The organism is Flavobacterium tructae (assembly GCF_001853485.1).
GTDB classification, from domain to species: Bacteria; Bacteroidota; Bacteroidia; order Flavobacteriales; family Flavobacteriaceae; genus Flavobacterium; species Flavobacterium tructae.
The window spans coordinates 157,063-182,848 of sequence record NZ_MIKE01000026.1 but is presented as its reverse complement, the minus strand read 5'-3'; the positions used below and the strand labels follow the sequence as shown (position 1 = coordinate 182,848).

General features: G+C 36.0%; 23 protein-coding genes and 1 pseudogene. 15 read left to right on the top strand and 9 right to left on the bottom strand.

Features of this window, described 5'->3' with window-relative positions; all coding sequences use genetic code 11:
- Nucleotides 1-512: 512 nt before the first annotated feature.
- The 9 genes and pseudogenes from BHE19_RS18420 to BHE19_RS18380 all read left to right on the top strand — a co-directional run bounded on the left by BHE19_RS18420 (nucleotide 513) and on the right by BHE19_RS18380 (nucleotide 12,084).
- Entirely contained in the window at nucleotides 513-4,742 is a 4,230-nt protein-coding gene (locus tag BHE19_RS18420; protein ID WP_123923393.1) for a DUF5977 domain-containing protein, read from the top strand.
- Nucleotides 4,743-4,874: 132 nt separating this feature from the next.
- Nucleotides 4,875-8,462, top strand: coding sequence for a DUF6443 domain-containing protein (locus tag BHE19_RS18415; RefSeq protein ID WP_070908300.1), 3,588 nt, complete (start codon nucleotides 4,875-4,877; stop codon nucleotides 8,460-8,462).
- The gene (locus tag BHE19_RS18410) at nucleotides 8,459-8,926 is read left to right on the top strand and encodes a hypothetical protein (protein WP_070908299.1); all 468 of its coding nucleotides are present in this window, start codon (nucleotides 8,459-8,461) and stop codon (nucleotides 8,924-8,926) included. The genes BHE19_RS18415 and BHE19_RS18410 overlap by 4 nt, the downstream gene beginning before the upstream one ends.
- 294 nt (nucleotides 8,927-9,220) lie before the next feature.
- Nucleotides 9,221-9,589 (top strand): annotated as a pseudogene (locus tag BHE19_RS18405) (IS1-like element transposase); the annotation flags it as partial.
- Nucleotides 9,590-9,669: 80 nt separating this feature from the next.
- Complete coding sequence (locus BHE19_RS18400; protein WP_070908298.1) at nucleotides 9,670-10,212, top strand: hypothetical protein; 543 nt, start codon at nucleotides 9,670-9,672, stop codon at nucleotides 10,210-10,212.
- 298 nt (nucleotides 10,213-10,510) lie between these two features.
- Nucleotides 10,511-10,858 carry a hypothetical protein gene (locus tag BHE19_RS18395; RefSeq protein ID WP_070908297.1) on the top strand — a complete coding sequence of 116 codons (348 nt, stop codon included), beginning with the start codon at nucleotides 10,511-10,513 and terminating at the stop codon, nucleotides 10,856-10,858.
- 18 nt (nucleotides 10,859-10,876) lie between these two features.
- Nucleotides 10,877-11,269 carry a hypothetical protein gene (locus BHE19_RS18390; protein WP_070908296.1) on the top strand — a complete coding sequence of 131 codons (393 nt, stop codon included), beginning with the start codon at nucleotides 10,877-10,879 and terminating at the stop codon, nucleotides 11,267-11,269.
- Nucleotides 11,270-11,299: 30 nt separating this feature from the next.
- Entirely contained in the window at nucleotides 11,300-11,539 is a 240-nt protein-coding gene (locus tag BHE19_RS18385; RefSeq protein WP_070908295.1) for a hypothetical protein, read from the top strand.
- Nucleotides 11,540-11,730: 191 nt separating this feature from the next.
- Nucleotides 11,731-12,084 carry a hypothetical protein gene (locus BHE19_RS18380; protein WP_165607934.1) on the top strand — a complete coding sequence of 118 codons (354 nt, stop codon included), beginning with the start codon at nucleotides 11,731-11,733 and terminating at the stop codon, nucleotides 12,082-12,084.
- 116 nt (nucleotides 12,085-12,200) lie between these two features.
- Here BHE19_RS18380 and BHE19_RS18375 read toward each other — a convergent pair whose 3' ends face one another.
- Genes BHE19_RS18375 through BHE19_RS18365 form a run of 3 tightly spaced genes read right to left on the bottom strand, consistent with a single transcriptional unit; the run spans nucleotide 12,201 to nucleotide 17,966 of the window.
- The gene (locus tag BHE19_RS18375; RefSeq protein ID WP_070908293.1) at nucleotides 12,201-13,607 is read right to left on the bottom strand and encodes an efflux transporter outer membrane subunit; all 1,407 of its coding nucleotides are present in this window, start codon (nucleotides 13,605-13,607) and stop codon (nucleotides 12,201-12,203) included.
- Between the two features lie 18 nt (nucleotides 13,608-13,625).
- Nucleotides 13,626-16,796, bottom strand: a complete 3,171-nt coding sequence (locus BHE19_RS18370; protein WP_070908292.1) for an efflux RND transporter permease subunit — start codon at nucleotides 16,794-16,796, stop codon at nucleotides 13,626-13,628.
- Between the two features lie 6 nt (nucleotides 16,797-16,802).
- Entirely contained in the window at nucleotides 16,803-17,966 is a 1,164-nt protein-coding gene (locus BHE19_RS18365) for an efflux RND transporter periplasmic adaptor subunit (protein WP_070908291.1), read from the bottom strand.
- A gap of 267 nt (nucleotides 17,967-18,233) precedes the next feature.
- Between BHE19_RS18365 and BHE19_RS18360 the strand changes: the two genes are divergently transcribed.
- From BHE19_RS18360 to BHE19_RS18350, 3 genes are read left to right on the top strand one after another with little or no spacing between them, the layout of a single operon-like run.
- The gene (locus BHE19_RS18360) at nucleotides 18,234-19,283 is read left to right on the top strand and encodes a sensor histidine kinase (protein ID WP_070908290.1); all 1,050 of its coding nucleotides are present in this window, start codon (nucleotides 18,234-18,236) and stop codon (nucleotides 19,281-19,283) included.
- The gene (locus tag BHE19_RS18355; RefSeq protein ID WP_017495651.1) at nucleotides 19,280-20,014 is read left to right on the top strand and encodes a LytR/AlgR family response regulator transcription factor; all 735 of its coding nucleotides are present in this window, start codon (nucleotides 19,280-19,282) and stop codon (nucleotides 20,012-20,014) included. The genes BHE19_RS18360 and BHE19_RS18355 overlap by 4 nt, the downstream gene beginning before the upstream one ends.
- Before the next feature lie 18 nt (nucleotides 20,015-20,032).
- A complete protein-coding gene (locus tag BHE19_RS18350; protein ID WP_017495650.1) occupies nucleotides 20,033-20,326 on the top strand; it encodes a DUF3861 domain-containing protein in 294 nt (97 codons plus the stop codon).
- A 116-nt stretch (nucleotides 20,327-20,442) separates the two neighbouring features.
- On the opposite strand, the gene BHE19_RS18345 is transcribed toward BHE19_RS18350, so the two are convergent.
- Nucleotides 20,443-20,706 carry a DUF2024 family protein gene (locus BHE19_RS18345; RefSeq protein WP_017495649.1) on the bottom strand — a complete coding sequence of 88 codons (264 nt, stop codon included), beginning with the start codon at nucleotides 20,704-20,706 and terminating at the stop codon, nucleotides 20,443-20,445.
- 37 nt (nucleotides 20,707-20,743) lie between these two features.
- Nucleotides 20,744-20,977 carry a thioredoxin family protein gene (locus BHE19_RS18340; RefSeq protein WP_070908289.1) on the bottom strand — a complete coding sequence of 78 codons (234 nt, stop codon included), beginning with the start codon at nucleotides 20,975-20,977 and terminating at the stop codon, nucleotides 20,744-20,746.
- 182 nt (nucleotides 20,978-21,159) lie between these two features.
- On the opposite strand from BHE19_RS18340, the gene BHE19_RS18335 reads away from it, so the two are divergent.
- Entirely contained in the window at nucleotides 21,160-21,891 is a 732-nt protein-coding gene (locus tag BHE19_RS18335; RefSeq protein ID WP_070908288.1) for a YggS family pyridoxal phosphate-dependent enzyme, read from the top strand.
- A 30-nt stretch (nucleotides 21,892-21,921) separates the two neighbouring features.
- Nucleotides 21,922-22,656 (top strand): AAA family ATPase, encoded by a 735-nt coding sequence (locus tag BHE19_RS18330; protein WP_070908287.1) that lies wholly within the window; start codon nucleotides 21,922-21,924, stop codon nucleotides 22,654-22,656.
- A gap of 52 nt (nucleotides 22,657-22,708) precedes the next feature.
- On the opposite strand, the gene BHE19_RS18325 is transcribed toward BHE19_RS18330, so the two are convergent.
- The 4 genes from BHE19_RS18325 to BHE19_RS18310 all read right to left on the bottom strand — a co-directional run bounded on the left by BHE19_RS18325 (nucleotide 22,709) and on the right by BHE19_RS18310 (nucleotide 24,668).
- Nucleotides 22,709-23,323 (bottom strand): thioredoxin family protein, encoded by a 615-nt coding sequence (locus BHE19_RS18325; RefSeq protein ID WP_070908286.1) that lies wholly within the window; start codon nucleotides 23,321-23,323, stop codon nucleotides 22,709-22,711.
- Between the two features lie 3 nt (nucleotides 23,324-23,326).
- A complete protein-coding gene (locus BHE19_RS18320; RefSeq protein WP_070908285.1) occupies nucleotides 23,327-23,800 on the bottom strand; it encodes a TlpA disulfide reductase family protein in 474 nt (157 codons plus the stop codon).
- A gap of 90 nt (nucleotides 23,801-23,890) precedes the next feature.
- Nucleotides 23,891-24,289, bottom strand: coding sequence for a hypothetical protein (locus BHE19_RS18315; protein WP_233431394.1), 399 nt, complete (start codon nucleotides 24,287-24,289; stop codon nucleotides 23,891-23,893).
- Between the two features lie 61 nt (nucleotides 24,290-24,350).
- A complete protein-coding gene (locus tag BHE19_RS18310; RefSeq protein ID WP_070908284.1) occupies nucleotides 24,351-24,668 on the bottom strand; it encodes a winged helix-turn-helix transcriptional regulator in 318 nt (105 codons plus the stop codon).
- A 164-nt stretch (nucleotides 24,669-24,832) separates the two neighbouring features.
- On the opposite strand from BHE19_RS18310, the gene BHE19_RS18305 reads away from it, so the two are divergent.
- On the top strand, nucleotides 24,833-25,750 hold the full coding sequence (locus tag BHE19_RS18305; RefSeq protein ID WP_070908283.1) for a DsbA family protein: 918 nt from the start codon (nucleotides 24,833-24,835) through the stop codon (nucleotides 25,748-25,750).
- The last annotated feature ends 36 nt before the right edge of the window (nucleotides 25,751-25,786 follow it).

Genomic DNA, 25,786 nt, shown 5'->3' with positions numbered 1-25,786 from the left:
TTACTCAAAAACCAAAAGAAAAAGTAAATTTAACTTCCCTCCTGAATTACAGTTTTACCTCATTTACAACCAATTATTACGCCAATAAAACCAGTTTTACCAACAATAAACAAAATCATTCGTTTAAGATTTAAATTCGTTAAAAAATGAGGAAACCCGTAAAGATTTAAAAAAATACTTTTTTAGATTTGCAACCTTTAAACAAAGGTCATTAAAACAAAAAAATACACGAAAAATGCTTACCTGTTACCATTATACTTCTTTACAAATACTATTTTTTTTGACCACAAGAACAAACTCCAAATAACATTAAGCAAACTCATTTATCCTTAATTCTAAAAAATGCCATCACCTATAAGCATATAGAATCGGGACAAACGATGCAGAAATCTAGAAAAAACAATAAACACTTCTGAATCCCCAGAAAATCCTAAGAAGATTTCACAACAGTTCGTTCAAATTCAATGAATTAAAAAAAACAATAAAAAACCAGAATAAAAAAAATCACCAAAATGTATAATCTAAAAATGAAAGGCTTTTTGCTTTTTTTATTGCTCTCTTTTAAAATATCTGCGCAAAACAGTCCTCAATCTGAGCCCAAAATCATTCCGCCCTCTCCTACAGCCTATGAACTGGGTAGATACGGTCAGACCGATGTTGGAACTTTTACCGGTACTCCCAATATTAGCGTACCGATTTACACGTATAAAACTAAAAATATTTCGATACCAATTACACTCAACTACAATTCTAATGGTATACAGGTAGACCAAATGGAAACTAATGTGGGATTGGGATGGAACCTGAACACCGGAGGAATCATCAACAGAGTGGTGAGAGGAAAAGCGGATGAAGACAGATCTAATCCAATTTCTGAGGATATGCATTGTACAGATAGTTTCTTCACCTACCTGGAGAACAATCAGTTTAATGATATGCAACCCGATATGTACTCGTATAATTTTCAGGGGCAATCGGGGCAGTTTGTTTTTGATAACAATGGTAAAGCGGTAATAGTAACTCAGAACAATCTAAAAATTGAGAGACTGGGGATCAATATTCAATCCGGTTTTAAAATAACGACCGAAGATGGTGTCGAATATTATTTTAATGAGACTGAATCTAGTACCTGGGAGAATGTAGAAGCACCACAGACTGTCGTTACAGGCTGGTATCTTACTAAAATTATTCATCCTGAAGGAGATGTCGTTAATTTTACCTATAAAAGTTCTACTTATTCTTTTATTTCTAATATTAGTGAGTCGTTTGGGATAGAGATAAGTCGCGTAAATTGTGGCGAACGAGCAGCTACTGCTCCGGAAAACTACAGTGAAAATCACTTAAACGTTATGGGAAAAACTATAGAAGCCATAAGTAGTTCTGATCCTCAGTTTGGCCGTGTGCATTTCCAACTAACAGAAAATCCAAACATAACGGGTAACTTCTTAATTAGTAGTATTACCGTTTTTAATGCGGGGCAAAATATAATCGAAAAAGCTAATTTTAGCTACCTTTTTACTCCCAACAAAAGAATCTTCCTAAAAGAATGTACTTTTAATGATCCTTCAAAAAAATATGGTTTTGAATATGAAATGCCTAATGACTTAGTTGCCAGATTATCAAGCCAAAGAGATTTATGGGGTTATTACAACGGAAAACCAGGTACATATCCTGACGCTACTATTCATAAAGATCTTTATCCAAAAACAGATCGTATAAAAAATGCCCTTACAAACAGATCATCAGGGGACAAACGTCCTTATGCCGAATATGCTAAAAAAGGTATATTAAAAAGAATTGTGTATCCAACTAAAGGCTACAACGAATTTGAATACGAATCCAATTCAGTATGGGGAACCGTAATTAGTCCGTGCGAACCAGAAACACAAAATAGCTGGTTCTACAATCCGGGCTATAGTTGGGAACAAAAGACTGAGACCTATGTATTTGAAAATAAAACGGATTATGAGGCTCAAATACAGGCGAGAGTTTTCTTCAATGATTATGAATTTACCGAAGGTACATTTCCTGCTGGAGAATTAGCAATAACCGTCAAAGTAGAAAATCTAACTCAGCCAACAGTATTAGACCAAAATCTGATTTTTTATGCTCATGAACATAATAAACCCAGAACACAATCATTTACATTCCTAAAGAATAATACCTATAGAGTTACTCTCCTTTTTACGCCAGAACCAAAAACCACAGCACAAGTAACTTATACCTATTGTAAAGGTGGAGGTATTGAATCTAAAGCAAATATCCCTGTAGCAGGATTACGAATTGCAAAAATTAGCAGCTTTGATGCACCTGCCAATATTGTAGATGTTAAACACTACTATTATGGCAAAAAAGAGAGTCCTTTAGTTTCAACTGGTACAGAAGGAATAAAACCAAACATACTGACATTTAACGAAGTACGAAGATTTTGTGCACCACCAAGCGTACAATTTCCTTTTGGAGAGGTAGATAAAACTGTTTTTATGAACATCAACGTTAACAGTATCTATCCTTTGTACCGATCAATGGGTAACAATTCTACTACTTATGAAAATGTTACCGTAAGTCACGGAGGTCCAAATTTTGAAAATGGAGGTGAAGAATTTCAGTACTATATCTCTGCGGATATTCCGCCATATTTATGCCTCGACAGCCATCTTTCGTCTGCTCCATGGACTAACTTAAGTTGGGACAACGGTTTATTACATAGAAAAAGAACTTTCAACAATAGATTAATTGATGTAAACACAGTAGAAAACCAATACAAACTCGAAAATCAATACACTCGAAAAGTTCCCGGAATTGCTACTGACATCAGATACAATTCACTCTATAATTTTCCTAGTCCAAATTATAGAAATATTGAACATTTGAATATTAGTAAATACACTACTAACTCTTACTGGTTTTACCTAGAATCTGAGTCAAATACGCAATATGATTCTGAAGGTCAAAACCCTGTAACCACTTTAACAAAGTATAAATACAATAATCCATCTCATTTAAAACTGAGTTCACAAACGGTTACAAATTCTTTGAATGAACAACTGGAAACGAAATTTTTCTATCCGCAAGACCCGGAAATGGCTAATGAACCTTTCCGAAATGAGTTAATTTCCAAAAACATGATTGGAAAAGTTCTCGATACACAAACGTTAAAAAAAGGCGTAAAACTATCCGAACAAAAAACAGTCTATGATAAAAGTACTGCGACCGGTAATCTGCTGTTGCCGAAATTAGTTTACGCAAACAAAGGTCTGAACATCATTGACTTAAATTCAGACAAAAAAATCATTTACAATCAATACGATACTAATGGGAACATCTTACAATACACTATCGAAAGTGGTACTCCGGTAGCGATTATTTGGGGATACAACAAAAGCCAGCCAATTGCTAAAATAGAGAATGCTACTTATACTGAATTAGAGGCTCTTCCCGGTTTTGGAGCAGGTTTTACAATTGTGACAAGTTTATCTGCTGCACAGGAAAGTACCTTGCGAAACAATCTGCCAGAAGCCATGGTGACCACCTATACCTATACTCCGCTCGTGGGAATAACCAGTGTAACCGATCCTAAAGGAATAACTTCTTACTATACATATGATACTTTTGGAAGATTACAATATGTAAAAGATCAAAATTTAAACGTATTGCAAAAATATTGCTACAATTATAAAGGACAGCTGGCAGATTGTGGTAAACTTAATGAGGCAAATCCCGTTTCATTTAAAAATTCAACTCAAAGCAAAGCCTTCACTCGTGACAACTGTGCACCGGGTGGTACGCCGGCAACTGTATTATATATTGTTGCCGCAGGAACACACAGTTCAGATGTTTCTCAGGCTGATGCCGATGCTAAAGCCTGGCAGCAAATTAATGCTAACGGACAGGCTTTTGCCAATAATGATCAAAATGCCAAATGTAAGTTCTGGAATACGGCGCAAAGCAGACAGTTTACCCGTAGTAACTGTGCTGCCGGAGGGATCCCTCAGAGTGCCTGGTATACTGTCGCTGCCGGAACGTACTCTTCAGATGTTTCTCAAGCCATGGCTGATAATGAGGCCTTGAGAATAGTCAATGCCAATGGGGAGGCATTTGCCAATGATAATAAAAATGCAAAATGTATTTTTAAAAGTGCTGCTATAGCACCTCAGAATTTCCAGAAAACCGACTGTTCAATTGGTGGAGCAGGTTCTTATGTGTCCTACAGCCTGCCGTATGGCGCAGCTCAATCAGAAATATCACAGGCTGATGCTGATAGTGAAGCCTGGAAAAAATTTCAAGCAGAAGGTCCTATCAATGCGAATACCCATGGAGACTGTACTTTTAGAAGTGCCGCTATAAGTGGTTCCTTTCAGAAAAACAGTTGCACGGGCGGTGCAATTGGCTCGTATGAAAATTATGCTTTACCGGAAGGGGCGGTAACTTTAAAAACTTCTCAGGCGCATGTAGACAGTGAGGCCGGCAAAAAACTAAATACCGAAGGCTTAAGCAACGCCAATGCAAAAGGTCAGTGCGTATTTTATAGCAACTATGCCCAAAGATATATCAGAAGATCCTATTGCCCTCCGGGAATGAATGGAACAGAAGTGCTCTATAGCGTCCCGGCAAAAAAATACAGTTCGCTGCTCTCTCAGGCCGATGCCGACCGACAAGCCGAAGATGAAATTAATAACCAAGGACAAGGTTATGCCGATCGAACCGGACAATGTAACGAAGGTGCCATAGAAGAAAAATAACCAAACCCAAAACTCAGCAATTGTGTCAAACATTCGAAAACTGTTTTACACCAATGGTATTAAAATAAAGGGGGCTAATTGAATGCCTGTTTATAGTAGTACTTAGTCTGTAATAAAAAACCATAAAGAATTATGAATTCTCAAAACATAACTTGTATTTCCATCAAAAAATACATTCCTATAGTTGTTCTCTTGTTAGTGACAAGTTCGGGGCTTAAGGCCCAAACTTTCAGTCCGGACAACTTTGTCTCAACTGCTGCGCCTAAAAAAGCAGTTAGTGAGGCCAACTATGGTACCCTCACCAAAAATGACATCACTCAAAATATTACTTATTTTGACGGATTAGGCCGTCCGATACAGACCATTGCCATTGGTCAAGGGGCAGACGGACAGAATATTGTAACTCCAATGAAGTATGATACCTTTGGCAGGCAAATCAAAGAGTACCTGCCCTATACTGTTGTTAATTTAACCAATAATCATCCAAAAATTGATCCTGATGTGGCCATAAGTGAGGCAGCGTTGTTTTACAATAAAAAAGAGTATCAGTACACCGCCAATCCTTTTTCGGAAAAAGAGTTTGAATTCTCTCCTTTAAACCGTGTTCAAAAACAAGCCGCTCCGGGAGCCTCCTGGAAGATGGGGAATGGTAACGAAATCAAAATCGAGTACAAAGCCAATACTCCTGCAGACGCCGTTAAAGTTTTAAAAGCCAATACTAACTGGCAAGCGGCTTTAGGATTGTACGAGATTAGTTTTTCTACCACAGGCAACTATGCGCAGGGAGAACTTTATAAAACCATAACCTACGATGAGAATTCTGGTGCCAACCCAACCGAAAGTGCCGGTTCTACCGTAGAATTTAAAAACAAAGAAGGACAAATCATTCTGAAAAGAACTCACGACTCCGGAAACCCTCATGATACTTATTATGTTTATGATGATTACGGTAACCTAACCTATGTCATTCCGCCAAAAGCGGCAGACCTTATTGGTACTACAACCAATACAACTGCAAATTTAACCTCTACAGCAGTAGTGTTACCTGGAAATACTCTGAATTTGACCGCCTCAAATTCGATAACCTTGCTTTCTGGATTTCATGCTCAGGCAGGAAGTACCTTCAGCGCCATTATCAGTGACGGAACTCAGAGTGTTTTGGATCAATTGTGTTACCAGTACAAATACGACAACCGCAACAGACTGGTAGAAAAAAAACTACCGGGTAAACAATGGGAATTCATCGTATACGACAAACTCGACAGACCTGTTGCTACAGGACCTGCGCGTTCTCCTTTTTCAGATATCAATTCTGAAGGCTGGATGATTACCAAATATGATGCTTTTAGCCGACCAGTATATACAGGCTGGAACAACCAGACTTCCACTTCGGCAAGCCGAAAATTATTACAGGACGCTCAGAATGTTGCTGGTGTTTTATATGAAAAGAAACAAAGTTCCGGAACGATCGACGGTATAACGGTTTATTACAGTAATACAGTAGCACCTACCTCATTCAAACTGCTTACCGTTAATTATTACGATGCCTACACCTATCCTAATGCTCCGGCAACGCCTTCTGATGTTGAAGGTCAGTATCTTTTAGCTAATACTAAAGGATTGGCTACCGGAAGCTGGACCAGAGTACTCACTACAAGTGCCAGTACAGCTGGTGAAACCGCTACGACATTTTACGACCCAAAGGCAAGACCAGTGCGTACCTATACCCAAAACTATTTAGGAGGTTATACCTATACCGACAACAGTCTTGACCCTTTTTCAGGGCAATTGAAATACAACATCACCCGACACAAAAGAGCAGCTTCCGATGGAGAACTTACCACAAAAGAAGTTTTTACTTACTCACCTCAGGACCGTTTACTGACTCAGACCCATCAAATCAACAATGGTCCTGTAGAAACTATTGTGGATAATACTTATGATGAACTGGGGCAATTGATCACTAAAAAAGTAGGGAACAATACTCAAAAAATAGATTATAGCTACAACATCAGAGGCTGGCTTACCGGTATTAACGACGTTACTTCCTTGGTAAAACCAGAAGTACCGAAAGATTTATTTGCTTTTAAGATCAATTACGATAATATAAATTCAGGAATCTCAGGAGTAAAAGCTTTGTACAATGGTAACATTTCTGAAACATCCTGGGCTACTAATTCTGATAACGGAACTGTACGTTCTTATGGTTACAAATACGACAACCTGAACCGACTAAAAGAAGGAATTTTCCAAAAAGCAGCGGTAACCACCAATGCCTATAATGAAACTTTATCTTACGATAAAAATGGAAATATTATGGGGCTTAGTCGTAATGGAAGCAGTGAGAGTGCCACAGCTATTGATGCTTTAGTATATACGTATGCCAATAACAACACCGCCAACCAACTGATGAAAGTTACGGACTCCAGTCGTAAAGATTTAGGTTTTATAGACGGGACTAACGCAGGCGATGATTATGCCTACGATCTTAACGGGAATATGATTTCTGATGCCAATAAAAACATCACTTCTATCACCTACAACCATTTAAATTTACCTACAAAAATTACCTTTGCCACCGCTGGAAATATTGTGTACATTTACAACGCTGCGGGACAAAAGCTGCAAAAAATTGTAAATCGTACCGGTACAACGGCTGTGGCAACAGATTATTTGGGCGGTTATCAATATGAGAGTAGTCTTTTAAAGTTTATCCCAACAGCAGAAGGTTATGCAGAACCTTCTGGAAGTTCTTACCAATACATTTATCAATACAAAGATCATTTGGGTAACATCCGTTTGAGTTATGATAAAACACTAGCCATTAAGGAAGAAAGTAATTATTATCCGTTTGGTTTAAAACAAGAAGGGTATAATATTGTTAAAATGGGTGTAGAGAATAAGTATAAGTACAATAATAAAGAGCTTCAAGACGAGCTGGGGCTTGGGATGTACGACTTTGGGGCGCGTAATTATGACCCTGCACTTGGTAGATGGATGAACATTGATTTATTGGCTGAAGCATCGAGACGTTGGACTCCTTATAATTATGCTTATAATAATCCTAATTATTTTATTGACCCTGATGGTATGAGAGCTAACACTTCAAATATTAAAGAAGAAGGGAAAGATGATGGTAGTTCAATGGCAAAGTATATTAAAGAGCAAGCTGAGATAGGTAAGCAAGATAATAATGCTTTTAAAGAATATCTAGAATCAATTACAAATGGTAGTGATGGCGATCCATCAAAAAAAGGTGAAAAAGGCAAAAGTGATAAAGGAAATAAATTAAATTGGTTTAGACCAAAAGATGGTTCATTATATGATGTTGCTGAGGATGACGAAACTAATATTGAAAACGTTGTAATTATATATGCGCATGCAGCAGATGACTTCATTATTGGACCTGATGGTAGTATCTCCACGGCACAAGGGTTAGATAAGATTTTGAAACAAAATAGCCCAGCATGGAAAAATTTCAGACAAAATGGAGGGAAATTGACATTAGTTTTAAAAGCATGTAATGCTGGAAAAATTGGTGGATTTGCGCAAAAAATGTCAGCTTCTTTTAAGGGGCTAACTGTTATAGGAGCCAGTAATCTATATATCACAGAAACATTTGCTGGTTTAAAAAATTGGGAAGTAGGTGTTGAATATGGTAACTGGAACACATACTACAACAACAAACTAATTAAACAATTTAAAGGAGTTCAAAAATGAAAAAAATAATTATTTTAATAGCACTAACTATTATTAGCTGTGGAAAAAAAGAAGATGGTAAATTAACTCAAGATGATATAAAGATTTTAAAAGATAAATCTATAAATCAAGGAGATAAATATTCATATTCATTACTGGTTGCACATTATCAGAATATAGGAAGTTATGAAATGTTACCATATTCCTTTATTATCGCAAAAAAACACAAAAATCCTGATGCATTTATAGAAATATATAAAGACTTAATAAAATTAGAAAATAATGGAAAATTTAAGGAATCCTTAATTTTAAATTTATCAAAGGAAGAGACAAGCTATGTTCTATCTCTGTTACAGAGAGGAGCTGAATTAGACGATATAGATTGTAAAGTCTTTTTAGCTCATCATTATAGGGATGGTCTTGGTCTACCAAAGAATCAAAAAATTGCAGATAGTATTATGAATACAATTGATAAAAATGACTAATTAATAGTTAGTGCATTTTATGGGTTCTATTCCGGAATAAGTATTTTAAAAAAGAACAATTTAATAAACTAAAAAATAAAGTGTAATTATAATTCTTAATAAAAGAAAAGACGACCAAACTGGTCGTCTTTTCTTTTATGGGATTTTAAAAATCTGGTAATGTATCAGATGTGTTGGTAGTTAATAATTTTCTCTAACATTTACAGATTATCAAACATTTATAGTAATATCGCGTTAAAATTAAAATAACTTTCGGGTTGTTTTTTTATTTTATAATGCTTTAAATCGAAAGAAATGACTTCAAACCCGACTTGGTGTTGCAGATGTGTTGGTGAAATTAAAAACATGATAAAATATGGGAAAACAAAGTCTGATAATCAAAGATATATTTGCAAACTTTGCAAGAAAACTAAAGTTGAAAGTTATAGTTATCAAGCATACAAAGATGATATTAATGAAAGTATCATTCAGTTCACAAAAGAGGGCTTAGGAATAAGAAGCACGGCAAGAATATTGAAAATATCCACCACAACATTATTAAAAAGGATTATATCAATTTCCAGAAGTATTACCAAACCAGTTATAAGCAAAGATAAAACTTATGAAGTAGATGAACTGTATACTTATATCCGACACAATAAAAATTATATCTGGTTGGTGTATATTAAAATAAGAATTGAATATGGTGGCATTTTGATAGATCCAGAAAAACTTAAAAACCCACCAAATAATAAATTTAAACGATGAGAATAATAATTTATGTTTTAATATTTAGTTGTTTCTTTTCATGCAAAAAGAAACAGGTAATTATAGATACTGATGATATTGATAAATTATCAAAAGCAAAATATGAAATGCCGTCAGTTTATGGACAAACTAATCTATTTATCTTAATAAAAAATGAAGAAATAATAAAAACCAATGCCGATTTTTTAAATTATTTGTACGAATTGAAATTTAAAAAATCGTTTGGGACTTTCAGAGACTTTCTAGATGCAGTTCTGAATCATAAAATTGAGATTACTAAAAAAGATTTTAAAAATATTTATTACGAAATTTTTATGCCTAGCAACAATATAAAAAAAGAGTATGAGCAAGGCTTTGATCATTTTTATTTAAAGTACACAAAGGATTTTAACCAAAAGAAAGTTTTGAATATTACTAAATTAAGCAAAGATGACTTTTTTACAATCCAATACTATTTCTATTTAAATGGTTATCAAATACAAGAAGATAACTATAATGGATACTACTATTTAATCAGTAGAGATATATTACTTAAATAACTTGCTGCGCAAAGTACTGTTGCTGTGAGAAATACTAGAAATGATAATTAATAAAAAATATGTATTACATTATATTGTGTGAAATAGCAACAGGAATACTATTAAAATTAGATGGGAAAACTAGATATTTGATTCTATTTTCACAAAATCAAAATACAGTAATAGTCAATATTTATTGAATAAAATTATTTTAAAAAAGGGAAGAGTACCATACTCCTACTCCTCTCATTACGATTAATTTATAAAACATCTCCATAACTAATCAAGAATTAAATTCAAATGGAGAAAAAAATTACATATGAAGTTCAAAATAACTGTACCTGCTGGATATCAAGTTAAAAATTACGGAAATGACAATTTAGATATTAATGTAATTTTAGAGAATAAGGAGATCTTTTTTGCTACTCTTTTTACGACAAATAATATAAAAATGCTTTTAGAACGAGATGAAAGCGCCTTTTTCTGGGCCCACACCATGGTAATACTAAAAGATTTAAAAAAAGAAACAATTAAAAAATTCGTTCAAGAAGCTATAGATAGTGAGAGCCTTGAGGCAATTTTTTATAAAATAGGCAACCTTGGTCAAACAAAAGGTTATCCATCAAAGTTCGAAAAAATAACTGATTTTAGTAATAAGTCTGAATAAAAGAAGTCAAAATAAACAATGAGAAAATTTTTAATCTTTATACCTATTATAGCTTTAGGTTGCGTAAATACATTACAAGAAGATCGTCTATATTTGAAGGAAATAAAAGTAAAAAATAAGGTTATAGAATGGTTTTATTATTCGAATGTCGCTTCAACAAGTGCTGATTATATATTGCTCTACGATTCAAAAAACGACAGAAGTGATACTATTGTTAATTCCACAAATATAAAAGATGTCCGTTTGACAAATGACACGATTACTTTATATTTTTATGGTAAACCTAAAATTTATGATACTTCCATCATTATAAAAAAGAAAATGGATGAATTCAAAATAATAATTGATACGAACGCAATATCACCAGGACCTGGTCCAAGTAGAAAGTCTTATTTAAAAAAAGACCTTTAGATACTTATTCTTCAACTGGATTTTAATTTTATGGAAGAAAAATTTATAAAAAAATATTGGAATGAAGAGGATGTGATGTTTTTCATTCATTTTACAAACGGCATTGCAACGAGACAGGTAGAAATATCAAAAGATAATAAAGTATATTTAACTCAGGATAATCCGGTTGTGAATGAATCAATGTTGTACGACCAAAATATGGAAGATCTTGAACTAAATCTAAATGATTTTATCACTAAAGAAGAATTTGAAAAAGTTTGGAAGATTTAATTTATGGGTACACTTTATAGAATATGACTCCTTGTTATTTTCTAAGGCAGAAAAAACAAATATTGTTATAACAAAAAAACACCTAAAATACATTTACAGTATAATCAATAAATTTAATGATTGATAAAATAAAGACCTTAATTAATTGTGTTTTACTGATTACGTTGTTTAGCTCATGTAATAATGGAATCTTGCAGGATTCTGAAATAAAAGAAGCAAAAGTAATTATAGTAAAATCGGGAGATAAAAATTTGTATGCAAGCTTGTGCATTTATTATTATGAAAAAGGAGAATATGAATCGACACTTCCTTATTCTCTAGTCATGGCTTATAAATATAATGATAGGGATGCTTATTATAATATTTACAGAACGATGATTCAAATTAATAATGGTGGAGAATTCAATTACGAAACAATTAAAAAACTAGACAAAACCAGCAAAGAATTTGCATTGCAAAATTTGATTAAAAGTGCCAATTTAGGATGTAATAGTGCTAAGAATGAGTTGGAAAAATATCATTTAGAAGGTACTTTGAAAAAGTAAATTTTCAAAACATAACCCATTATTAAACTAGCAGTTAAAAAAATAATCAAAAAAAGCGCCTCAATACTCTGAGGCGCTTTTCGTTTCAAAATTTAAAATAATAGAAACCGCGAAGACTATTTCCATCCGCCACCTAAAGCGCGATACAAATCGACCACGGCTTGTAATTTTTGCAAATTATCAGTGATCCCGCTTAATTGTGCCGCCAATAAATTTTGCTCTGAAGTTAATACATCGGTATAATTAGTGGCCGAGCTGTACTCTAAAAGCTGTTGTGTAAAATCGACTGCTTTTTCAAGGGCTTCAATTTGTTTTTGTCTTGAATCTTCTTTTTCAACGGCCATTTCATAAGCATACAAAGCATTTGATACCTCCTGCCCTGCTACTAAAAGACTCTGTTGAAAGTCATTCAGTGCCTGAACTTGTTTGGATTGTGCTGTTGTTAATCTTGCCTTATTCAGTCCTTGATTAAAAATAGGCTGTGTTAAGCCTCCTATCAAAGAATAAAAAACAGAATTGGTAAAGAAATCCGTTAGTTGCAGGTTAGAGAATCCGCCACTTGCGGTAAGCGTTAAACTTGGATAAAAATACGTTTTAGCCATATTGGTACTTTCAAACGCAGTGCGGAAATTAAACTCCGCCTGACGAACATCCGGGCGATTTTCTAGCAATTGCGCCGGCATACCTACAGCAAGATTTTCCGGAACGGTCTGGTTCCCCAATGTCCCTCTTTCAATAGTGCCCGGAGCTTGTCCCAACAAAATATTAAGCGCATTCTCCGTTTCACGAATACTTCGTTTTAAATCCGGAATCAATACCTCGGCTGCATGCTGATTGGCTTCACTCTGCACCACTGCTGCTCCGGTCACTATTGCACCTTCTTTTAAAGCTTTAATCGTTTCCACATTTTTAATACGGCTTTCTAAAGTCGCTTTGGTAATTTCTAATTGTTTGTCGTACGCTAACAACAAAAAATAATTATTGGCAATATCAGCGATCAATTGTGTCTGAATGGCTTGTTTTGCAGCATCTGTAGCAAGATAGGCAGCTAAAGCCGCTCTTTTTGAACTGCTCAATTTTCCCCAAATATCAAGTTCCCAGGAAGTACTTAACCCTAGCTTATAGGTTGTTGTCAGTGTATTGATATTAATTCCCGGGGGGAAATTCAGTCCCGCCTTTGATTGTTTGTTATGTGTAGCACTCGCATCAAAATTTAGCGTTGGATAATAAGCCAATTTTGCCTGACGCAAAGTAGCTCTCGACTGCACTATATTTTCGATCGCATTCTTTAAATTGAGATTCTGATCTAAACCTTTTTGAATTAAAGCATTCAGTTTTTCATCTTTAAAAACAGTTTGCCACGGCATACTTGCCATAGTAGTCGAATCGGTAGCATTTTGATCGCGATACAACTTATCGGTCGAAATAGCCGACGGACGTTCGTATTTCTTGGTAATCGAACACGCACTCAACAGTGTCGCTGCCACTACCACAAGAATATATTTATTAGAACTATGAGTCATTTTTTTTAAATTAAATTACTACTCTTTGCGAGTTTCTATCAATTGCACTTCCTCGTCATCATCACCTTCATCATCATAATTTTCTTTTGGCGGACCACTCACACGCTCTTGCAATGTCTGGAAAATAATGAACAATACCGGAATTACAAATACTCCTAAAATGGTACCGATCAACATTCCGCCAACAGCACCCGTTCCAATGGATTTATTTCCAACAGCTCCTGCACCCGAAGCAAACATTAAAGGAACAAGTCCCAAAATAAAAGCAAAAGAGGTCATCAAAATCGGACGGAAACGTGCTACCGCTCCTTCAATAGCCGACTGTACAATTGGCAGTCCCTTTCGGCGTCTTTCGAGTGCAAATTCGACAATCAAAATCCCGTTCTTGGCCAATAACCCAATTAACATGATTAAGGAAATCTGTAAATAAATATTACTGTTCAACTTGAAAATAATCGAGAACAAATAGGCTCCTGCCAATCCAAACGGAATTGAAAACAGTACAGCAAAAGGCAGGATATAACTCTCGTATTGTGCACTTAGCAGGAAATAAACAAACACCAGACACAATACAAAAATAAAGATCGTCTCACTTCCTGATGCTAATTCTTCACGCGTTAATCCCGAAAATTCATAACCATAACCTGCAGGGAGACTTTCTGCTGCCACTTCCTGAATCGCTTTAATAGCATCTCCGGAACTATAACCCGGTTTTGGTGCTCCCGTGATAGAAATAGAGGTAAACAGGTTAAATCTTGAGATAGATTCCGGTCCGAATACTCTTGTCATTTTTACGAACTCGGTAATAGGCGCCATGGTTCCCGCACTGTTGCGGACAAAGATCTTGTTCAAACCTTCGGTATTGGTTCTAAACTCCGGAGAAGCCTGAATCATCACACGATATTGCTTTCCGAATTTATTGAAATTGGAAGCGTACAATCCTCCATAATAACCTTGCATGGTTGATAAAATAGTATTGACAGAAACTCCTGCATCTTTTGCTTTTGCCAGATTAATATCCATCATGTATTGAGGGAATCCCGGATTAAAAGGTGTCGTAGCATATTGTATCTCCGGACGTGCCGAAAGCTTAGCCAGAAATTCATTGTTTACTTTATAAAATTCTGCTGTACTGTGACCTCCTTTGTCCTGTAACTGAAATTCAAATCCACCACTTTGTCCAAATCCCTGAATCGTTGGCGGGGAAATAAAGAAAATATTAGCTTCCCGAATACCACTGGTTTTAGCAAACAGCTGACCAATTACATCATCGACACTCAGCTCACGATCTTCCCAGCTTTTCAATCTCACAATTACCATACTGTAGGCACTACCCGCACCTGCTGTAAAGTTCTGACCCACGATACGAAGGGTATTTTCGACACCCGGAATGGTGTGCGCTATACTATCGACCTTTTTCGCCACAACGTCAGAACGTTCCATAGAAGCCGAAGGCGGCAAACTGATATTGGCAAAAACTACACCCTGATCTTCCGCCGGAACGAAAGCTGACGGTGTCGTTTTCATCATATAGAACAAAGCTCCCGCAGCAAAAAGTATGGATCCCAGTGCAATCCATTTTTTGATGGAAAGGAACTGAACTGAACGTTTGTATTTTTCGGTTACATTGTCAAACGCAACGTTAAATGAGGTATAAAAACGCTGAATAAAACTTTGATGTTTGTGATCGTCAGCATGTGGTTTTAAAAGTAAAGCACACAACGCCGGACTCAAAGTAAGCGCGTTCACGGCCGACAGAATAATCGCAACCGCCAATGTAATTCCGAATTGCTTATAGAAAACCCCGGTCGAACCTGTGATAAAGGTTACCGGAATAAATACCGCCGCCATGACCAGCGTGATCGAAATGATCGCTCCTGAAATCTCATTCATAGCATGAATAGTAGCTTTCTTAGCCGATTTATACCCATTGTCGAGTTTGGCATGTACCGCCTCGACGACTACAATCGCATCATCGACCACAATACCAATGGCCAAAACCATCGCAAATAGCGTCAGCAGGTTAATGGTAAAGCCGAATAAATTCAGGAAGAAGAACGTTCCAACAATCGCAACAGGAACTGCAATCGCCGGAATTAAAGTCGAGCGGAAATCCTGAAGAAAAATAAATACTACAATAAAAACCAGAATAAAAGCTTCTACCAAAGTGTGAATTACCTTCTCAATTGAAGCATCCAGGTTTTCATTGACATTGATTAATACGGTATACTTTATGCCTTTCGGAAACGTTTTTACGGCTTCGTCAATCAATTTTTTAGAATTATTAATGACATCACGTGCATTCGACCCGGGAGTCTGACTAATTGCAATACCCACAGACGGGCGCCCGTTTGTGGTACTGGTCGAAGAATAACTTAAAGAACCTAATTCTACTTTCGCCACATCTTTTAAACGCAATAACTGCCCGTTACCGGCCGATTTAATGACAATCTCTTCAAATTCTTTTGCACTTGTTAAACGCCCTTTGTATTTGATTACATATTGAAAAGCCTGATCTCCGTTTTCACCAAATTTTCCCGGTGCCGCTTCAATATTTTGTTCTGCCAAAGCAGCCGAAACATCACTCGGAATCAATTTATACTGCTGCATTACATCAGGTTTCAGCCAGATACGCATAGAATAATCTCTTGAACCGAAAACGGTAACATCTCCTACTCCCACTACACGCTGAATTTGCGGTACTAAGTTGATCTTAGCATAATTTTGAAGAAATGTCTGATCGTAGGCTTTATCATCACTGTACAAAGAGAAAATCAATAAGTTACTACTCTGACTTTTGGTTACGGTTACCCCCGCCTGAGTTACTTCAACCGGTAATAAACTGGTAGCTCTGGAAACCCTGTTTTGTACGTTTACTGCAGCTAAATCAGGATCGGTTCCTACTTTAAAGAAAATTTTTATAGAGGCATTACCATCATTAGTCGCCGTAGAAGTCATATAGGTCATGTTTTCTACACCGTTGATCTGCTCTTCAAGCGGAATTACGATACTTTTCAGTACCACATCTGCATTCGCTCCGGTGTAACTTGCTGCTACATTCACGGTTGGCGGTGCGATGTCCGGATATTGCGCAATAGGAAGTGCGGCCAGTCCCAGGATTCCCAGGATTACGATAATAACCGATATTACCGTAGATAGTACCGGTCGTTGTATGAATATTTTAAACATTTCTTTTTATTTTAAATCCGCGTAAACCGTTTCTGCACTTTGATTCTGAGCTTTAATTTCAGTTCCGTCTTTAAGTGCTGCCACACCTTCCAGAACAATTTGGTCTCCGCTCTGCAAACCGCTTTTTACGACATAATAATTTCCTGCAGTATTTTCTAAAACCGTAATATTGGCATTTTTAGTTTTCCCGTCTTTTCCAACTACTACGGTAAACAATTTATCCTGAAGTTCAAAAGTGGCGCTTTGAGGAACAATAATCGCTTGATTCACTTCGTTCGGAATTCTCACTGTAGTACTGTTTCCGCTTCTGATGATGCTTTTTGTATTGGGGAAACGTGCTCTGAAAGTAACGGACCCCGTCTCGGTATTGATTAATCCGTTTACGGTTTCAATACGTCCTTTTTCACCGTAAGCTGTACCATCTGAAAGAAGCAGAGACACAGCAGGCATCTTTTTAATTTTTTCTGCCAGTGCAATTCCGGAATCTGTATTCTGAGTAAAACTTAGAAGTTTTTTTTCATTCACTGCAAAATAAGCATATACATTTCCGATGCTTGAAACCGTCGTTAAAGGATCTGCGGTATTAGAACTCACTAAACTTCCCAAACGAAACGGAATAGAGCCCACGACACCGTCAACAGGACTGGTTACTGTTGTATATCCCAAGTTTGTCTTGGCATTTACCAGACTGGCATTGGCCTGCGCCAATGTTGCTAAAGCCGATTCATAAGTATATTGTGCCGATTCTAAATCGTATTTACTGATGATTCCTTTTTCGACCAACGGCTTTACTTTATTGACTGCCAGTTTAGCCGCACTTAAATTAGCCTGAGCACTTTTGATACTTGCAGCGGCTGTGCGAACTTCCTGTTCGTATTCCGGAGCACTAATTTTAAACAATGGCTGTCCGGCCCTAACCACAGCACCTTCATCAACAAAAATCTTATCAATATACCCTTCTACCCGCGGACGAATTTCTATATTTTGCTGTCCCTGAATACTGGCGGGATAATCTGTATATAAAGTTGCCGATTTAGGTTCTAAAGTCAGCGTTTTATATTCTTTAACTTGTGGTGCACCTCCGGCCTGAGCCGCTTTATCATTTTTGTTTCCACACGAAGTGATGATAATAGATGCTGCTAGAATACTAAAAAAAGATTGCTTCTTCATTTTTATGGATTGTGTGATTATCTATTTATTAAGCAACAAAAGAACTGAAATAGAACACACAAAATTTTTACAATAGACGAAAAGCCCTCTGCAATCGATAAAGATTAGATGAGAACCGATGGAAGATGTTCCCTGATAAATAAGTATTTTTGTAATAGCCTCGTCGACTCTAAAATGGTTTTTACGGGTTGTAAATCTATTTTGAGCGATTGGTTTTATATCCTGTTCAAATAAAATGTAATATTGTCCCTAAAATCACAACTTACAATGACACCCAATTTTTTTAAACCGTTTATGTCTACCGGATTACACATCCTGGCCTGGGTATTATTAGGATATATGCAGCTGTTTTATATTCCGCTTACCTGGAATATAGTACTTCCCCATATATTCTGGATTTGGCAAACCATTGTTTTGCTTTTCATGCTTGCGATTTTTTACTATAATGCCAAGGTAATTGTTCCAAAAACCATCATTAAAGACAAAATTGGCCCTTTCTTGTTATGGATACTATTGATTATTTTCATCATGCAGCTGGCATCCTATTTTTACAACCTGAACACCGATTTACATAACAAACTGGCTGCGCTTATCCGATTCAAACGATACCGAAATACCTATTTCGATAACTATATTTTTAGTCTCACCTTACTGGTTTTAGCCATCAGTACCAGTTATGCCATGTTGCTGCATTGGCAAAGAGCCGCTCAACATAAACAAAAACTGGAGCAGGACAAAACGATGACCGAACTGGCTATGCTGAAAGCACAAATCAATCCGCATTTCTTTTTTAATTCGCTTAACAGCATTTACTCCCTTACGTATACCAATATTGAAGATTCCCGTAATGCGCTTCATACTTTAAGCCGAATGATGCGATACCTGCTTTACAGCACTGAAGGCGAAAGAACAACCTTATTGAAAGAGGTGGCTTTTATGAAGGACTTTATTGCTTTAATGAAGCTTCGAGCCAACAGTAAACTGACTATTACCGGCGATATTCCGGAAAAAATTCAGGATTATCCAATTGTACCGATGCTCTTACTGCCGTTAGTCGAAAATGCCTTTAAACATGGCGTGCATGCTACGGACAAAAGCGAGATTCATTTTGCGCTGAAACAAAACGGAACGCTGCTTGAATTTGAGGTAGAAAACACTTTTTTCGAAAAAACAACTCCAACAGAACAGGGCGGAATTGGCTTAACCAATACCAAACGCCGATTACACCTCATCTATCCTGACAAACACAGTTTAACGGCCGGTATTGATCCAAACGGAAAATATAAAGTAAACCTGCAAATAACTTTAGAACAATGATTGTATTAAAATGTATCGCAGTAGACGACGAACCGCTAGCCTTAAAATTGGTGGAAACTTTTATAGAACAAACTCCTTTTTTACAGTTGGTTCAAAGTTGCGATAATGCTATTGAAGCTATGAGTCTGATACGGGAACAACAACCCGACATTATTTTTCTGGACATCAATATGCCGAATTTAAGCGGTATGGAACTTGCCCGCCTTTTACAGGAACAGCAGGGAACATTACCTAAAATAATTTTCACCACAGCCTACAATCATTACGCTATTGAAGGTTATCGGGTCAACGCTGTTGATTATCTTTTAAAACCCTTTAGTTATGAAGAGTTTTTAAGAGCCGCCGGCAAAGTTTTGCAATTAACAGAAGAGGCCTCCGGTCAATTTCAGTCCATTACAGCAGATGATGATGATTTTATTTTTCTGAAAGTAGAATATCAGTGGGTTCGAATTTCATTAAAAGACATCTTGTATATCGAAAGTCTCAAAGATTATGTGAAAGTACATCTTGAAAATTCTCCAAAAGGATTAATGTCTTTGATTTCTTTAAAAGCGCTCGAAGAAAAACTACCCTCCCTAAAATTTATGCGAATCAACCGCTCCTTTATTGTTGCATTGGACAAAATAAACTCCATCAGTAAAAACTCAATATTCATTAATAAAACCGAGATCACGGTTGGTGAACAATACAAAGAAACCTTTAAAACCATTGTTGACAAATGGTTGAAATAAAATTTAAAAAATAATATCATGCAAAAAAGATCAAACAAATATTACCTGACTTTAAGCTTAAAAGAATACGCAAACGGCGAAACGGAACCCGCAAAAGAACTTGGAATAGAATTCGACAATCATGATGAAATATTCGATATCATCGAAAAAATAAAGGCTAAAAACCTGTTTGAAAATCCACACGAAGCTACCCAATTTGCACTTGGTCTCAAATTGTTCAGCGAAATAAAACTGAAACACCGCAACAACCCTCTTTTTGAAGAATTAAATGAAGTCTTTCCGGTTTTCATGAAAAAACTAAAAAGTTTATAATTATAAGCTGCTCTCTACGTAATTTATTTTAACACATAGAAACATAGACTCTGTATCTATAAAAAAGGCTGAAACAACAACGTTTCAGCCTTTTTTATACAAAGCAAAAGAATCAGTTAATTACAGTTCTCCATTTCGATAATCGAAAATCCCTGTTTAAGAATCTGACTTTGCACAGTCTCTGGAGCCTTGTCAATATGACAAAATTTGCATTCTTTTGAGGTCAGCGGTTGCCCTTCCTGTGCTACTGTTTTAAGATACCTTTTGCCATATTCAAAAATCTGGTTTTCATCAACAGTACGTTCGTCAACCAGAATATCAAAATGCATTACCGTTCCGTCTTTTCGGGTTACATAGGTATCCCACACTGCTATCTTCATACTATTTCCATTTTACATTTCACCTCTCACAGTGAATCTATCCAATTACATCTGCTATAGAAGCACCAAAATTAATATGAAGCACATTTCCGTTTGGCGTTACCAAAGCCGGAACCGATTGCAATCCTGCTTTTTGAGCTTCCGCAATTCTGGATTTATCGACACCCAGATGGACAACTTCAACCTCAGCAGGGTTAATTAAACTTAAAATATCCTGTTCTGCACTAATACAAACCGGACAGCCGGCATGATAAAAAATTGATTTACTCATTTTAATTTGTTTTAAATTTGACTTTATTGTCTGTACAAAATTACTTCGATTCAGGATCTGCTAAATAATCCAGTTTTTTCATTTATAGTCCTAATCTGGTCTAGTTTGCTTCCAATCTGGACTATTACTTATACTAAAAACTGGATCTTTTAAGTACGTCTGTTTACCGGTAATTTTGCCTCATGAAAGAAGATATTATTTTCAATTTAAAACAGGTTCATCAACGCATGGAGAATGCCTGTAAAAGTTCCGGTAGAAATGTATCAGATGTGAAACTATTACTGGCGACTAAAACCGTTTCTCCAGCAGACATTCAAATTGCGATCGATGCCGGAGAGACACTCCTTGGCGAAAATAAAATGCAGGAACTCCGTGATAAAAATCCGGCACTAAAAGATTTAAAAATCGAACGCCATTTTATTGGCCATCTTCAAACCAATAAAGTCAAAGACGTTCTTAAGTACGTCACTTGTATTCAATCTCTCGACAGACTGAGCTTGGCCAATGAATTGGACAGGCAATTGCAAAAAGAAGGACGAACACTGGAGGTTTTTATACAAGTTAACACTTCATTTGAAGAAAGTAAATTCGGACTGCCTCCAACAGAAGTACTTTCATTTATTCAAAAGATAAAACGTTACGAAACTCTTAAGATTAAAGGACTAATGACTATTGGATTGCTGGATGTCGAAAAAGAAAAAATGCGTCCGTCATTGCGTTTGCTTCGAAAAACAAGAGATGAAATTTACGCAGCTGAAATTGAAGGGATCAATAATTTACAACTTTCAATGGGAATGTCACAAGACTTAGAACTGGCCATTGCCGAAGGTTCGAATCTGATCCGAATTGGAACTTCGATTTTTGGAAACCGCTTTTTAGGAAAAGAAATCTGGAACGAAAATATTGCAGAATAAAGTCTAATTTTGCACCAAATAAAATCACAAATGAATCTGCACGAACTTGTTGTAAACGATACTGAAAAAATAGCACTTGAAGATTTACTTTTTAGTACAGAGAATAAAACGATATTAATTCAGACGATAAAAGAACATAAATACATCGAAGAATTAAAAAAATACAATCTCAAAGTAGATAACAAAATAATACTGCACGGGCATTCGGGCTGTGGCAAAACCACTACTGCAAAAGCCATCGCCAACGCTTTAAACAAGAGTATTGTTATTGTGAATCTCAGTACCGTAATCGATGCTAAAATTGGAGAAACTTCTAAAAATGTAAAAGTGTTGTTTGATAAAGCAATTCGTGAAAAAGCGGTTTTATTTCTCGACGAATTTGATCAGATTGGTAAAAGCCGTGACAGTCAGGACAAAGATGTGGCTGAAATGAAACGTCTGGTAAATACGATCATTCAACTGATTGATTATCTTCCGGCAGACAGTTTACTTATTTGTGCGACCAATTATTACGACAGTATTGATACAGCTTTGCTGAGAAGATTTCAAATCAAATTAAAATTTGAAATGCCCACTGATACAGAACTGAATGCCTATTATGACAAACTGCTTGCTCATTTTCCGATTCACCTTCAAGAAATTAAACGCAAGTATGCTATTTCTTATGCTGAAGCCAAAGACTACATTCATACTACAATGAAAAAGCAAATTATTGCCGAACTGGAATTTCAGGAACAACAGAGACTAACGGAGATCATAGCATAAAAAAATGCCTCATCACTGAGGTATTTTCTATGACATTGAATTTCTTAAAAAATTAAGCTTTCGCTTTTCTTTTTACCGTACAGCCGATTTCTTTGGTTTGTGTAACGGCAGGTTTTTTATTGCTTTTTAATGCTGCGATCACCTCTTCAGCATACTTTGTTTTTTCGGTTTTAGTTCCTTCCGGGTCACTATCAATTGCTCCTACATATTCTACCACATTTCCTTTATCGGTTTTAGAAACGATAAAAAGATGTGGTGTACGTTTCGCCCCATATTGATCGGTAACTTTTTGTCCGGCATCAAATAAATAAGGGAACGGATATTTTTTATCTTTTGCCAACTCCTGCATTTTCTCAAAAGAATCCGCCTTAGAAGCTTCAGGATCATTTGGATTAATGGCAATTACCGGGTAACCCTGGGCTTTGAACTTTTTATCCAATTCAATTATTCTTTGCTCGTACGCTACCGCATAAGGGCACGTATTACAGGTAAAAACAACGATGTATCCTTTTGCTTTTGGAAAACTGGCAAAGGAAACTTCTTTTCCGTCTACGTTTTTCAATTTAAAATCCGGAGCCGTTTCGCCGGCTTTAAGGGTGGTGCTCTGAGCCTGAGAAAGCAGCAGATTAAACAAAAACAAAGTCACAGCAGTAATAAACTTATTCATAATTTACAGTTTTTTATATTCAGTTAATAATTGTTCGTAGGTAAATTCAGATTCAATAAATTTTCTTTTATCCTCTTTAATAAATAAGGTTGCCGGAATGCTTCCCGACCAGTCTTTATCAATGCGGTCTATATATTCCTGCGGATTGCTTTCGTTTAACAGAAAAACTTCATTTTTCAGGTTTTTTCTTTTCACAAACGGAACTACAGCTGAGTTTAACTTAGATTTAAAATCGACACTTACCAATAAAACCGCTAATTTATCTGATTTATGATCCGCCTTTAACTTTTCAAAATGAGGCAGCTCTTTAATACAGGGTGCACACCAGGTAGCCCAGAAATTAACAACATAAGTACTGTCTTTGCCGTTCTTAATTCTTTCGTTCATCTGATCGATGTTTAACAGCTTTACATTCTGACTATAACCGCTTACGGAGAAAGCAAATACAATAAAAATTCTTAATACATTGATTTTCATATCTCTTTGTGCTATTTTTAGTTTTTGCCTTACAAATATAAACGAATGCCAATTTGCTTTTTGTTAATAAAAGTTTAATGCGAAATAAATTTAGTTTGTTATTACGATGTTGATGTCGTTAACAAACAAGAGTGCTTCCATATTACTCATATTCGTCATCGATAAAACGCCATTCTTGTTCTCATTTATAGCGTTTATTCTAAAACAATATTCATCACCATCCTTATCCATCAACGTTATAAATTCGAGTGTATCATCTGAATTATTCTGGCAGCTGTTTGAAATAGTGTATCGGTACATTACTTTAAACGTGTTTTTATCGTAATTGAAAACTTTTCCGTCTGTAGTAAAAACCCACCTTGTATTTCGATTGGCATCGGCGTACCAGGTTCCGACAATTTTTTTAGAGGAAGGATCTGTACTTTGACTGTATCCTGTTGTTACAGCCATTTGAAACAACAACACCAAAAATAACAATAGCTTTTTCATCGTTTATATCATTTAATTGTTTTATTCTAAACAGCAATCAAAATTATCCAAACTTACTATTTTACACTTTTGAGAAAATCTCCAATTGCTTAAAAACCGGAACTAATGATGTTCCCTTTTCAGAAAGATGGTATTCGATATGTAAAGGTTTTAAACGAACTACTTTTTTGTCCAGAATTCCAAAATCTTCCAGTTCCCGAAGTGCCGTTGCAACAGATTGTTTGCTCGCTCCTTTAAGTTCTCTTAAAAGTCCGTTGAAACGCAAAGGACCATTAACGGCCAGTAAAAAGATCTGCGGTTTCCACTTGCCCGAAAGCAATTTTAAAAGCCCTTCTGCCGGACATTCATTCTCTCTTTCTGATGTATTTGCTGTAGTCATATTTTTTAGACTAATTGACTTGTGATTAAAGATGGACGAACTTTACAGTAAAATTATAAAATTTAAGCCGAAGCGTAAATCTAAAACCGTTATTTATGAAAAGACTTTCGCTATTATTAATTCTGATCTGCAGTACAAACTGTCAGTCACAAATAAATTCAAAAATGAGTACAGACAAAACAAATCCATTATTATGTGATCCTGAAACGGGAACCTGCGAAATGCCAATTCACGAAAAAGCAAATGAAACTGCCATCATTCCAACAGCAGATAAACCCATAAAAATTATTTATTACACTGATCCTATCTGTTCTTCCTGTTGGGGAATTGAACCTCAGTTAAGAAAACTAAAACTCGAATACGGCAATTATATCGATATTGATTACAGAATGGGCGGTTTACTTCCGGATTGGTCTTACAATAGTGGCGGAATCAGTAAACCGTCAGATGTCGCTCATCACTGGGAAGAAGCAAGTTTGTACTATGAAATGCCTATTGATGGAAATGTATGGCTCGAAGACCCGCTCGATTCTTCCTATCCATCTTGTATTGCGATGAAAGCAGCGCAAATTCAGAGTAAAGATAAAGCGGTAAAGTTTATGCGGATTCTTAGGGAGAAATTGTATCTCGAAAAGAAGAATATTGCGAAATGGGAAAACATTTCTGAAGCGGCCGAACTTTCCGGTTTAGATACCAAAAAATTAAAATGGGACTACGAAGGAGAAGCAAAAGTACTTTTTCAGGAAGATCTGAACTATGCCAGAAGTCTTGGCGTACGAGGCTTCCCTACTTTGTTTTTCTCTGATGGGAATCAAAATCAATTAACCGTTTATGGTTCTAAGCCTTATGCCTCTTATGAAAATGCAATATTAGCCCTGTTTCCTGACGCTAAAAAGAAAAAAACAGCAAATGAGCATCCTTTAGCTCTATTTGAAATTTATCCTACTCTTGCACCAAAAGAGTATGCCGTTATTCTGGATATTTCTTATGCCGAAGCCCATACAATTCTGGAGCAATTATTTGAAAAAGGAGAACTAAATAAAAAGTCAGTAAAAAACGGTGTTCTGTATGGCAAAAAATAGTCACTTTAAAAACCAATTGTTCAAATAATCAATAAA